Annotated in this window: 14 protein-coding genes and 1 pseudogene; 6 read left to right on the forward strand and 9 right to left on the reverse strand. The window is 61.3% G+C overall.

Features of this window, described 5'->3' with window-relative positions:
- The 5 genes and pseudogenes from ATY29_RS21080 to ATY29_RS21105 form a co-directional block, all read right to left on the reverse strand.
- Positions 1–141: pseudogene (locus tag ATY29_RS21080) on the reverse strand (electron transfer flavoprotein subunit beta/FixA family protein); the annotation flags it as partial.
- Positions 142–303: 162 nt separating this feature from the next.
- On the reverse strand, positions 304–1101 hold the full coding sequence (locus tag ATY29_RS21090; protein ID WP_097537236.1) for a rhomboid family intramembrane serine protease: 798 nt from the start codon (positions 1099–1101) through the stop codon (positions 304–306).
- Between the two features lie 33 nt (positions 1102–1134).
- The gene (locus tag ATY29_RS21095) at positions 1135–1713 is read right to left on the reverse strand and encodes a cob(I)yrinic acid a,c-diamide adenosyltransferase (protein WP_097537237.1); all 579 of its coding nucleotides are present in this window, start codon (positions 1711–1713) and stop codon (positions 1135–1137) included.
- Positions 1714–2135: 422 nt separating this feature from the next.
- On the reverse strand, positions 2136–2339 hold the full coding sequence (locus ATY29_RS21100; RefSeq protein ID WP_003567034.1) for a twin transmembrane helix small protein: 204 nt from the start codon (positions 2337–2339) through the stop codon (positions 2136–2138).
- A 14-nt stretch (positions 2340–2353) separates the two neighbouring features.
- The gene (locus ATY29_RS21105; protein WP_003567033.1) at positions 2354–3187 is read right to left on the reverse strand and encodes an SDR family oxidoreductase; all 834 of its coding nucleotides are present in this window, start codon (positions 3185–3187) and stop codon (positions 2354–2356) included.
- A 76-nt stretch (positions 3188–3263) separates the two neighbouring features.
- Between ATY29_RS21105 and ATY29_RS21110 the strand changes: the two genes are divergently transcribed.
- Complete coding sequence (locus ATY29_RS21110; RefSeq protein ID WP_097537239.1) at positions 3264–4187, forward strand: YihY/virulence factor BrkB family protein; 924 nt, start codon at positions 3264–3266, stop codon at positions 4185–4187.
- On the opposite strand, the gene gluQRS is transcribed toward ATY29_RS21110, so the two are convergent.
- A complete protein-coding gene (gluQRS, locus tag ATY29_RS21115) occupies positions 4152–5033 on the reverse strand; it encodes a tRNA glutamyl-Q(34) synthetase GluQRS (RefSeq protein WP_097537240.1) in 882 nt (293 codons plus the stop codon). The genes ATY29_RS21110 and gluQRS overlap by 36 nt on opposite strands.
- On the opposite strand from gluQRS, the gene ATY29_RS21120 reads away from it, so the two are divergent.
- Complete coding sequence (locus ATY29_RS21120; protein ID WP_097537241.1) at positions 5032–5724, forward strand: DNA-3-methyladenine glycosylase family protein; 693 nt, start codon at positions 5032–5034, stop codon at positions 5722–5724. The two genes, gluQRS and ATY29_RS21120, sit on opposite strands and share 2 nt — an antisense overlap.
- A 111-nt stretch (positions 5725–5835) precedes the next feature.
- On the forward strand, positions 5836–6393 hold the full coding sequence (locus ATY29_RS21125; protein ID WP_097537242.1) for an HNH endonuclease: 558 nt from the start codon (positions 5836–5838) through the stop codon (positions 6391–6393).
- Between the two features lie 10 nt (positions 6394–6403).
- Here ATY29_RS21125 and ATY29_RS21130 read toward each other — a convergent pair whose 3' ends face one another.
- Complete coding sequence (locus tag ATY29_RS21130; protein ID WP_097537243.1) at positions 6404–6919, reverse strand: disulfide bond formation protein B; 516 nt, start codon at positions 6917–6919, stop codon at positions 6404–6406.
- Positions 6920–6941: 22 nt separating this feature from the next.
- Positions 6942–7532, reverse strand: coding sequence for a YqaA family protein (locus ATY29_RS21135; protein WP_003567027.1), 591 nt, complete (start codon positions 7530–7532; stop codon positions 6942–6944).
- A 258-nt stretch (positions 7533–7790) separates the two neighbouring features.
- Here ATY29_RS21135 and ATY29_RS21140 point away from each other — a divergent pair, with 258 nt between their 5' ends.
- Positions 7791–8075, forward strand: a complete 285-nt coding sequence (locus ATY29_RS21140; RefSeq protein WP_173883749.1) for a hypothetical protein — start codon at positions 7791–7793, stop codon at positions 8073–8075.
- Between the two features lie 56 nt (positions 8076–8131).
- Here the strand turns inward: ATY29_RS21140 and ATY29_RS21145 are convergent, their stop codons facing one another.
- Positions 8132–9880: a cation:proton antiporter domain-containing protein gene (locus tag ATY29_RS21145; protein WP_097537245.1), complete on the reverse strand. Its 1749-nt coding sequence runs from the start codon at positions 9878–9880 to the stop codon at positions 8132–8134.
- A 213-nt stretch (positions 9881–10093) separates the two neighbouring features.
- Between ATY29_RS21145 and ATY29_RS21150 the strand changes: the two genes are divergently transcribed.
- Both ATY29_RS21150 and ATY29_RS21155 read left to right on the forward strand, forming a co-directional pair.
- Positions 10094–10378, forward strand: coding sequence for a hypothetical protein (locus tag ATY29_RS21150; RefSeq protein ID WP_003567024.1), 285 nt, complete (start codon positions 10094–10096; stop codon positions 10376–10378).
- A 167-nt stretch (positions 10379–10545) separates the two neighbouring features.
- A complete protein-coding gene (locus ATY29_RS21155) occupies positions 10546–10833 on the forward strand; it encodes a hypothetical protein (RefSeq protein ID WP_003567023.1) in 288 nt (95 codons plus the stop codon).
- Positions 10834–12015: the final 1182 nt, after the last annotated feature.

Here is a 12015-nt window from a genome sequence, read left to right on the forward strand (position 1 = left end):
CAGCGCCTCTTCCACCGAGATCTCGTCGAACGGGTTCATCGACATCTTCACATTGGCAAGCTCGACACCGGAACCATCCGGCTTCACCCGGATCTTCACGTTGTAGTCGACAACCCGTTTGACTGGGACGAGAATCTTCATGGGGTCCTTCCTTCAGGGAAATTGGCTTCAGCGAAAATGCGCCCTCGCGCGCCATTTCGATTGTCGAATGGCGACATGGATACGCGCTTTTCCTCCAAATACAACGCTTCCATGCCGCAGGCGGGCGATTTGCCGGGCAATATATGGACGTTTACGTTCACGTCAATATTCTTGTCGACGCCGCCCCCAGGGAAGACGTTGTGCGTTCCGCCCGGCTGCGTCGGCGGTGATGGCCGGACCGGTGCCGGCATCGCTTCTGACGGCGCGGGGCGTGACGATCTCCCTGTCGAAGAGCGGCACACCTGGTCGGCGCAACACCAGAATCAGAAGAGCGCCGGCAAGGATGCCGCCGACATGCGCGCCCCAGGAAACGTCGCCGTCGGGTGCGATTGCCAGCATGAAGAACTGCTGGCCGATCCACAAAAGCAGCGGCACGAAGGCCGGTAGCGGCAGCGGCAGGCGGAAGAACACCAGAACCCAGACCCTGACGCGCGGATGCAGCAAGACATAGGCGGCAACCACACCGGAAATCGCCCCCGAAGCGCCGACCAGCGGCGCTTGCGACGTCATGGCCAGCAGGCCGTGGCAGAGCGCGCCGGCGGCTGCGCAGGCGAGGTAGAAAATCAGGAAGCGCAGATGTCCCATGGCGTCCTCGACATTGTCGCCGAAGACCCAGAGGAAGATCATGTTGCCGGCGAGATGCCAGAAGCCGGAATGGACGAAGGCATAGGTGAGGTAGGTCAGCGGCTCCGGCACGATTTCCAGCCCTTGCGCCAGCACCGCGTCGCCAAAGGCGATCGCCGGGATATAGCCGAGCCCGACCGTCGTTGCCTGGGCTGCATGCTCGCTTTCCAGGCTGGTCAACAGCCAGATTGCGACGTTCAGGGCGATCAGCAAGAGCGTCACCCACTGGACCTTGATGTGTTTCAGCGTATTGGCGTCGTGAAGTGGTATGAACATAAAGGCCCCCCGGCGATCGTCGTCACGGCGAACCTATCTGTTTTTTCCGGGAACCCAAAGCACATCCGCTTGGCCCCGGTTATTTGCATGTCGCGCGGCGACGAAGAGGAAATCGGAGAGCCGGTTGACGTATTTCCTTGCCGGCTCGCTGACGATTTCGCCGTCGATGCGGGCAAGCGCCACCATCAGACGTTCAGCGCGCCGGGCAATCGTGCGAGCCAGATGCAGATGTGCGGCAGCGGGGCTGCCGCCCGGCAGGATGAAGGATTTCAGCGGCTCGAGATCGGCGTTCAACTGATCGATGTCGTGCTCGACGCGGTCCACCTGGGTCTCGACGATCCGCAGCGGCTCGTAGGCCAGCGTCTCACCGGTATCAGGCGTGGCGAGATCGGCGCCGAGGTCAAAGAGGTCGTTCTGGATCGACATCAGCATGGCGTCGAGCTCGGGCAAGCCTGATGTGTGCAGCCGCGCCAGGCCGATCGCAGAATTGGCCTCGTCGATCGTGCCATAGGCTTCGACGCGCAGGTCGTCCTTTGTCCTGGGCGGGCCGGAAACCAGACCGGTCGTGCCGTCGTCGCCGGTTTTGGTGTAGATTTTGTTGAGTTTCACCATGTCGCACCGTCCATAGGCGGGAGGGCTTTCGCAAGGCAGGAGATCGGCGAGGCCGGCCCCTCATCCGGCTGCCGCCACCTTCTCCCCGTGTTTACGGGGAGAAGGGAAGATGCCGCACCCTCTCCGCTCCTCGACGACATCTCGGAGGGCACGTCCCCTCTCCCCGTCAGAACGGGGAGAGGGTTAGGGTGAGGGGCAGCCATTGGTACGAACCGGGCAACCGCGGGCTTGACCCGAGCATCCACACGGCGCCCACCAGCAGCCAAGGCATGGATCCTCGGCTCAAGGCCTGGGATGACGGAGAGTGGGGTTGGCTTTTTCGCCAAACTTGACGCTGCCTGGAGAGACACCTCATCCGGCATCGCCTCGCCTCTGTCATTGCCATTCGTGCCCATCTTCGGAATCCCCACTCCACGATCTTCTCAAGTCGGCCGGCCGCCCCCGGTGATCCAGAGTGTGATCATGATCAGGATGACGGCGATTGCCTGTAATAGGACGCGAAGCTGCATCAGCTTATTGGAACGGTTGGCGTCGCCGCCCTTCATCATGTTGAAGAGGCCGCGGATCAGGACCAGGGCAACGCAGCCCATGACGATGATCGCGAGGATATAGGTGACCGTGGACATGGCATTCAGCTTTCTCAGTCCGTCCAGCGCATCAGGCGGTAGAAGAGGTCTGCCGGAAGCAACCGCTTCAGGACCATGCCCTGTTTAGCCGGTGTCGTTACAGGATAATGTGGCCTTGGATTTTGCGAGTTCAATGCGTGCTTCAATACCGAATAGACCGCTTCCGGGCCAAGCTTGTGGCGGTTGACCGGCCCCGATCCGTCGAGCCTTGCCAGTTGCCTGACATAGTCGGCCGCGTGCGGCGAATTCCGGACGTCGATATGCTCCTTGATCTTGGCGAGCGCATTGGCGGTGAAACGGGTGGCGATCGGTCCCGGCTCGATCAGGCTCACATGGATGCCGCTACCCTGCAACTCCATGCGCAGCGTGATGCTGAGGCCTTCGAGCGCGAATTTGGATGCGGTATAGGCGCCGCGATAGCGATAGGGCACGACACCGAGGATGGACGAGCATTGCACGATCCGGCCCTCTTTGCGTTTGCGCATCGCCGGGATTACCTGCCGCGTCAGTTCATGCCAGCCGAAGAAATTCGCCTCGAATTGGGCGCGTAGCGCTGATGTCGAAAGATCCTCGACGGCGCCCGGCTGGCCATAGGCGCCATTGTTGAAGAGCGCGTCGATGCGGCCACCGCTGCGTTCGAGAACAGCGCCGACCAGCTCGGAAATCGTTTCGGTCCTCGCATAGTCCATCAGCAAGGCTTCAATGCCGTCGGCTTCCAGCCCCGCCAAATCTTCCGGTTTGCGCACCGTTGCGAAGACGCGCCAGCCATCGGCTTTCAGCGCCCGCGCGCAGTGAGCGCCGATGCCGGACGAGCATCCGGTGACGACGATGGTGCGCTCTTCCGCCATGGAATGATTCCTGTACAAAATGGGACTCGTTTCCCATATTCGGCCAGAGGATACAATCTGGAAAGCCGGGGACGGAATGCCGAAGGCGCTGCGCACGATCTACGACGTGGTCTATGACGCGATCTGTCACATGGTCGAGGATGACGGCTTTGCCATGGCGAGCCACGTCGCGCTGTCGAGCCTGCTTGCGGTTTTCCCCTTCCTGATCTTCGGCACGGCATTGGCAAGCTTTCTCGGCGCCGATCAGTTCTCCTCTACCGCCATCCATCTGATCTTCGATACCTGGCCGGAGGCGATCGCCAAGCCGCTCGCCGACCAGGTGTTGCAGGTGCTGACCATTCAGCGCGGCGGGCTGCTGACGATCTCGGTGCTGGCGGCTGCCTACTTCGCCTCGAACGGTGTCGAGGCGCTGCGCATCTCGCTCAATCGTGCCTACCGGGTGCAGGAAACGCGACCATGGTATTTCACCCGCCTCGCCAGCCTCGGCTACGTGCTGATTGCGGTCATCATCTTTGCCGCGATCAGCATCCTGCTGGTGGCCGTGCCATTGGCTCTCGACTATGCCAGGAAGTGGCTTCCACTGTTTGCCGATACGCTCGACGTCGTCTTCAGCTGGCGCATCTACGGCACGCTTGTGGTTCTGACCGTCGGGCTGCTGGTCATGCATCTCTGGCTGCCGGCCGGCAAGCGGCGGGTCTTCGACGTCATTCCGGGCGTGCTGCTGACCCTGCTGCTTTGGCTCGCCGGGGCGCTGATCTTTGCCTACTATCTGGCGACCTTCGCCAATTATACCGCCACCTATGCCGGTCTCGCCTCCGTCATGATCGTGCTAATCTTCCTCTACATGGTCGGCGTCATCTTCATCATCGGAGCGGAGATCAATGCGGCGCTGATCAAATTTCGCGTCTTCCGGATGTTCTCCCACACGCTTTCGATCGTCGGCAGAGAGCGGGTCGAAAGGCGGTCAGAGCCCGACAAGGCGGCGAATATCGGCCGCTGACAGGCCACGGGCGCGCAATTCGTCAAGCCCGCTGTCGCCTTCGCTTTTCGAAAGTTTGCGGCCGCTCGCATCGAGAATGAGACGATGATGGTGATAGACGGGCTGGGGCAAGTCGAGCAGCACCTGCAGCAGCCGGTGGACTGATGTCGCCGGGAAGAGGTCGAAGCCGCGTACGACATGGCTGACGCCCTGCAACGCATCGTCGACGACCACCGACAGATGATAGCTCGACGGGGCATCCGAGCGCGACAGGATGACATCGCCCCAGACTTCGGGCTCGGCGGCGATCTCGCCCGATCTGCCGTCGCCGGTTTCCGTCCAGAACAGCAACTCGCCGATCAGCGCGAGCGCCTTGCGCATATCGAGCCGCCAGGCATGTTTCTTCCCCGAGGCCAGCATGTCCCGCCATTCCTCTTCCGGGCGCTCGCGATCGGTCGCGGGATAATGCGGCGTGCCGTCGGGATCGCGCGGCCAGGATTGACCGGCCGCCTCATAGGCGGCGACACGCGCCTTCACTTCGCCGCGGGTCAGGAAGGCTGGATAGACCAGGCCGCGCTCGATCAGCGCATGCAGCGCCGCCTGATATTCGGGGAAATGTTCCGACTGGCGCCGCACCGAACTTTCCCAGCTGATATCAAGCCAGTCGAGATCCCTGAGGATGCCGGCCTCGAACTCGGGCGTGCAGCGCGCCTGGTCGATGTCCTCGATGCGCAGCAGAAGGCGGCCATGCGCGGCCTCCGCCATGTCATGGTTCAAGAGGGCCGAGAGGGCATGGCCGAGATGCAGCTGTCCGTTCGGGCTCGGCGCAAAACGAAATACAGGTTTTTGACGCTCACTCGTGATCATGCTTTCTTCTGCCATGGATTTGAGTTTCGAACCACTGGGAGGCAATGTGCAGATCATCCGCAACGACGACGACCTCAGGCGGGGGCTGGAGGCGCTGCTCGGCCTCGATCCGCGCCTCGCGCCGATCGCTGGGGATATCGGACCCCTTCCGTTGCGGCTGCGCGAACCCGGTTTTGCCGGCCTTGCCCATATCATCGTCTCGCAGATGGTATCGCGCGCCAGCGCCGAGGCGATCTGGCGGCGCATGCTGCCGGCAGACGGCCTGCTGACCGCGGAAGGCTACGTGCTGCTTCACGCCGAGGCCTGGCGCGAATTCGGGCTGTCGCGCGCCAAGGCCGAAACCCTGTCGCGGATCGCCGAAGCCGTTGCCTCCGGCCGCCTCGATCTTTCCGGGCTCTGCCTGAAGCCGCCTAATGAAGCGCTTGGCGCATTGACGGCGCTGAAGGGCGTCGGTCCGTGGACGGCGGAGGTCTATCTGATGTTCTGCGGCGGCCATGCCGATGTGTTTCCGGCTGGCGACGTCGCGCTGCAGAATGCCGTCGGTGCGGCATTCGGTCTCGCGGCACGGCCTGAAGCAAAGGCGCTTGCCGCGCTTGCGCAAGCCTGGTCGCCATGGCGCTCGGTGGCGGCGCGGCTTTTCTGGGCTTATTACGCAGTGAAAACGCGCCGCGACATGGTGCCGACCGGCTGATCGGCGTTACTCTTCAAATTGCCTTTATCCTCTGAATTTATTGGACTTCACAATCCTGTAACAACCGGCCTAATATACAGGTGCAGATGCCGAATCGATCAGGAGAGTCCCTTGACGATTGCAGTCTCCCCCCAGGCCCTGCCAGCGCTCGTTCTGAACGCTGACTACCGGCCACTGAGTTATTACCCCTTGTCGCTGTGGTCCTGGCAGGACGCGATCAAGGCGGTATTTCTCGACCGTGTGAACATTATCGCAGAATATGAGCATTCGGTTTCTTCGCCGAGCTTTTCGATGCGGCTTCCGAGCGTCGTATGCCTGAAGACTTACGTTCAGCCGTCTCGCAATCCGGCTTTCACCCGGTTCAACGTCTTCCTGCGTGACCGGTTCGAATGCCAGTATTGCGGCGCCCATGACGACCTGACTTTCGACCACGTCATCCCGCGCGCCCATGGCGGCGAGACGACCTGGGAGAATGTCGTGGCGGCCTGTTCGCCTTGCAATCTGCGCAAGGGCAGCAAGCTTCCCAAGCAGGCAAGCATGTTCCCGTCGCAGAAGCCCTATCAGCCGACGGTGCAGGATCTGCACAATAATGGCCGGCTGTTCCCGCCGAACTATCTGCATGACAGCTGGCTCGACTATCTCTACTGGGATACCGAACTGCAGCCCTGATCGCGTCGCCTTAGGCGGCTTTGCGAACGCCTGCAAAGGCGAAGGCTGCGAGCAGAACTCCCGCAATCACGTTCCAGCCCGCAAAAGACAGGCCGAGCACCCGGAGCGCCGCATCGGTGCAGGACGGGCCCTTGATCGTGTTGAGCTCGGTGAGCAGATCGCCGGCATTGCTCGTCATGCTGCTTGCCGTCGTCGAGCAGGTGGCCGGACCGGGCCAGAAATGCCATTCGACGCCGGCGTGATAGACGCCCATGCCCGCTGTGACCAGCATCAGCATTCCGGCGGCGAGAATGAGTGCGCGGGTGATCCAGTTCGGCAGGCCGACGAGCTCGGAGATGGCGGCCAGGATCGCGATCGGGATGGCGTAATAATAAGGCTGGCGCTGCAGCAGGCAGAGCGCGCAGGGAATATAGCCGCCGATATATTGGAAACCGAGCGCCGTGCCGACCGCCGCCGCCATGCCGATGGCGAGCAATATGGAATAGACAAAGCCGGGGCGGGCGAGCGGTGAGGAAGTGGCAGTCATGGCGGAACTCCGCAAAGTAGGCTTAGTGAGCGAAAGAGCGGTAGCCGACGTATAGCACGATCACGGCACCCGCACCGATGCCGACGATCTGGCCGAGGCGCTTCTCGATGAAATCCCGGATCGGCTCGCCGAAACGGCGCAACAGCCAGGCGAGGAACAGGAAACGCGCGCCGCGCGCAACAATCGCCGAAACGATGAAAAGGCCCAGGTTGACATGGATGACGCCGGACAGGATGGTCACGATCTTGATCGGCGGCAGATGTGCAAGACCCGAGGTGACCAGCAGCAGCAGGATCCATTCGTAGGTGACGTAGGCCTTCATCTGTTCGAAGGCTTCGAGCTTGCCGTAGAATTCGAGAACCGGTCGCGCCACCGTCTCATAGGCATAAAAGCCGAGCGCCCAGCCGGCGATGCCCCCGAGCACGGAGGCGACGGTCGCAATCAGCGCGTAGCGATAGGAGCGCTCCGGCTTGGCAAGCGCCATCGGCAGGAAGAGCACATCGGCGGGGACGAGAAAGACGGAGCTTTCGACGAAGGCGATGACGGCGAGCCAGACTTCGGCCGATTTGCGCGCGGCAAGAGACATGGTCCAGTCGTAAAGTCTGCGGAGCATTCCGTTTCCTTCCTGTTGCGGTGCAAAAAGCTTTAGGGGCCGTGCGCGGCGCTGTAAATGCTCGCCCGTGTCCTTCATGCCACCGCCATCCAAAAATTTTCGTGATGGGGGGCCTCGACGCCTCTCCCAAGATTTCACGTGATTGCGAATCGGCCATTCTGCGGCAAGCTGTCAGAGCATGATGCCGAAAAGTGTGGGCGGTTTTCTCATGACATCATGCTCCAGCTGAATTGGGTCGACGTGCAGGGTGGCAAAAGAATGTTCAAAGTGATCGAAGGCGGCCTTGGGCGGGCTGTGGAAATGACTGTCCAGGCCGAAGAGAGCGGCAGGCCGAGCCCGGACGATGTGCGCCGGGAGGCGGCACGGCGGCTCAGCGAAAGCGGCTATCATCCGTCGCGTATCCGGGAGTTTGCGACAGGCAGGCCGATGCTGGCGGCTCTCAAGCACCTGTCGCTACAGATCGATTTCGCCGCAGAAGCCTTGTCGCGGCTCGACCCGATCCCCGAGGATTTCCGCTCCGATGGCTATTGGCCGGCGCGCTGAGACTTTCACCGCAGCCGGTCAGCAGCGGGGGATTTAATCCCGCTGCTGTTTGCGATTCAGGACAGATCCATCGACTTTTCCCATTGCTGACGCAGGACGTTCATCTCCGTGCGCTTCTGGGCCATCTCGCTGACGGCGGCGCGTAGATTGGGATGGTGTGACATGAACATGTTGAAGTCGCGCCGCTCGAGCACTTCGAACTGGCAGAAATCGACGGCAATGACATCGGCGGTGCGTCGTCCGCCGGTGAGAAGCGCCATTTCGCCGAAGAAGGCGCCAGGTTCCAGGCGGATTGCGCCGCTGGCGAGCCGCACCTCCACCGCTCCGGACGAGATGAAATACATGCTGTCGCCGCGGTCGCCGCGGCGAATGACGCGTTCGCCGGGTGGAGCGGACTTCGCCTTGAAGAGCAGCAGCAACTCCTCCTGGGCGTCCTCGCTGACCTGAGAGAACAGCGGGAAGGTTTCGATCAGCTGCTGCATCTTCAACTGATGCTGGCGCTCGCGCTCCTCGCCCAGCGCCCTGATCTTTTCCAGTTCCTTGCCGAGCGCCTTCTGCCTCTTTCTGCCGTAGTTTTCGAACAGCGAGGGCCATGTCGAATGGGCGTATTTCTTCAATCCGTCGGTCGCGAGAATAACGATCGGGTTGAGCGTGATCGACAGGATTGCGGCGGCCAGGATCAGATCCTGGCCCTCATGCGGCAGAAGCCCGAGCGACACGCCGAGGCCAGCGAGGATGAAGGAAAATTCGCCGATCTGGGCGAGGCCACCGGCCAATGTCAGCCCCAGGCTGATCGGATATCGCAGCAGGATGACGAGCGCGAAGGTGATGATGCCCTTGCCGAGGATGACGAGCGCCAGCGCGCCGATCACCGCCAGCGGCTGGCGCACCAGGATCGATGGGTCGAAGAGCATGCCGACGGAGACGAAGAACAGCACGGAGAAGGCGTTCTGCAGCGGTAGCGAATCGGCCGCCGCCCTGTGGCTGAGCTGGGATTCGCTCATGACGACGCCGGCAAAAAAGGCGCCGAGCGCGAAGGAAACCCCGAAGATCGCCGCCGAACCGAAGGCGATGCCGAGCGCAATCGCCAGCACCGTCAGGGTAAAGAGCTCACGCGAGCCGGTGCGGGCGATCATCGTCAGCAGCCAGGGCACGATGCGCGGGCCGAGGAAGATCGCCATGGCCGCGAAGGCCACCACCTTCAACAGCGTCAGGCCGATCGTCAGCGCCAGGGAAAGCTCGCCGAGGCCGTGGTTGGTGGTGGCGGCGGCGTTGCCGCCGAGAAGCTCGGCGAGCGCCGGCAGCAGCACCAGAGCCAGCACCATCACCAGATCCTCGACGATCAGCCAGCCGACGGCGACGCGTCCGCTTGGCGCATTGACGAGATTGCGCTCCTCCAGCGCCTTCAGCAGAACGACGGTGCTTGCCACCGACAGGCTGAGGCCGAGGACGATGCCGGCCCCGAGGCTCCAGCCCCAGAGTTTGCAAAGGCCGATGCCCAACAGGGTGGCGAGGATGATGCGTCCGATCGCGCCCGGCACGGCGATGCCCCGCACGGCGAGCAGGTCGGAGGCGGAAAAATGCAGGCCGACGCCGAACATCAGCAGGATGACGCCCATTTCGGCGAGCTGGCCGGCAAGGGCGGTATCGGCGACGAAGCCGGGCGTGAACGGCCCCATCAGGATTCCGGCCAAGAGGTAGCCGACGAGCGGCGGCAGCCGCAGCCGATCGGCACCATAGCCGAGAATCGCTGCGAAAACGAAACTGACGGCGACCGTCGCTATGAGTCCTACTTCCTGATGCACGTCTGCTCTCTCTTGTTTGGCGGCGGCCACTTTGGACGAAGCGCGAGCAAAATTAAACAGGTGATTTGGGTGGCCGGCGCTGCTTGTTCTCAGTCTGGCCGGTAAGGCGCAGATGATCGTCTGCCGTCGTCGGCGGTAGGACCGGGCGGTTGGCGATGTTGGAACCAGTTCCGTCTTGTCTCGTTGCCCTTTCATCAAGAAAGGAGAAACGACATGCGGAAGATCATCCTGAACTATACTGTGGCGGCCCTTGCCGCCTGCTCGTTTGCAGCGCCTGTTCTCGCCGACAGCGTCTATGTCAGGGAACGTTCCTACGATGATGGCTATCGTCATGAACGAGTACGGCCCGGCATCACCATCAGCGAGCGTGGCGTCACTTTCGGTGCGGTGCGCGAACGTGACCACCGCCGCTATCGCGACAATGGCTGCGAAACCAGAAGCGTTACCCGCCAGACCGACGAAGGCGAAGTGACCAAAACGGTCCGGCGTTGCGATTAATGAAAAATCCCCAACAAAGACGGAGCCCGGTTCAAAGAGCCGGGTTTTCGTCTTTCATGGCGCTGATACCTCAATGCAGTGGTGAAACTCGTCCGTCGGTGTTATGAGCACGCCTTTGGTAGAAGCGCGCTCCCAGCGCAAACACCGCCTGCACAGGATTTTCCACGATGATTGAACTTACGCCGTCCCAGATTGCCGCACTGAAACTCGCCAGGGATGGAGACCTTTACCCTCAGCCAGCCAATAAATGGACGCATCAGAACGCGACAGTGACTTATGCAAAGAACGACCGTTGGAAAGAACGGCCGCAGAAAATCAAATCGGTCACCGCCAAGACGCTGGGCGAGCTGAAGGAGCCGGGTTTCCTCGAGCGCCGGCATCTGGATGACGATGGCACGAAAGACGTCTACGGCATCACCATGGCCGGCAAGATGTGGCTGTTGAAGAACAAGTAGGTTGGGTGGTGCAGCTAATCGGAGCATTGTTCGGTCCGCCTACGTTCCTGACGGAACTACGGCGCGACAGCCTCCGCTTAGCTGCTCTCTTCGGCTCGCCGAGCCGAAGCTCGGCAGAGCGAAGGCTGGTGCCCCATGCCGGTCTCTCTGGCCATTATCGAACCATCGCATTCCGGATAAATTCACCTGCTATGTCAACGCTTTGAGATAACTCGTCGCTCCGACAGCTTGAGGGATACAGTACCCCGACAAGCATTGCAACAGTACCCGAGCGGTGCCTACTTGATCCAGCCCGTTGCGCTCAGCTCACGTCCTGAGAAGTCCGGTAGTGCGAGCATTTACTCAGATCATCCACGCCTCCATTGAGGCCAGCAGAGACGCCTGCGTGCGCTTTAACGGCGGCTAGGGTCATTGCCCTTCCAACTACGGAAGCGCGTCAAGTGAGTCGCTGTGAGGAAATGCAGCGGTCTGTAATGGCGGGGTGATCTGGTTCGTACGCATCGGGGCATTGACGCCGACGTGGCCGTTGTTTGAGATGTGCGGTCTAACGCGGGCGACCTCTGCACCAGCGAGCGCCTCGTATACACAGGTCTTTCGGTAAGGGATGTTGCGGGCCCTCTTTCCGTCATCTACCTAAGTATTTACATTGGCAAGTTGTTGAGGGGCACTGCGTGATGGCTCAAGGTTGGAATTTTCTTCAGGCATTCGCTGGGCCGTCCCTATTGATCCGCAGTATCCTATCCCGACTTGACGGCGAGGATCGGGACATCTCACGTTACCGGGTTCTGCCGGATAGCAAGTACGTTGAGTTTAATTTGAAAGGTGATGAGTGGACCCCGCTCGCATTTCGTCCGTCTCATCAAGAAGCCGCCTCGCTCTTGGAAATCATTGCCAGAGAACCGGCCAGGAAGCGACCTACGTCTCGGACTTTCGACAGGTGGTATGACGAATACCGCGCCGAATGGCAGCGAAACGTAGTGAGCCAACCTGGGGCTCAAGAGCTGGAGAACCTGATTTCAAATGTCAAAGATTTGGTTACTCCCCCCGGAGGACGACGTCCGACCACCGACGAGCTCATGCGGGCGATCGAGGAGGTTGACAGAAAGGGCTAGGGAAAAGACCAAGCATCATTGGCTCCAAGTGAATCGTCACCTTTCTCAAGAATCCTGCACCAATAGCCCG

It is taken from the genome of Rhizobium hidalgonense (genome assembly GCF_002914525.1).
GTDB lineage: Bacteria > Pseudomonadota > Alphaproteobacteria > Rhizobiales > Rhizobiaceae > Rhizobium > Rhizobium hidalgonense.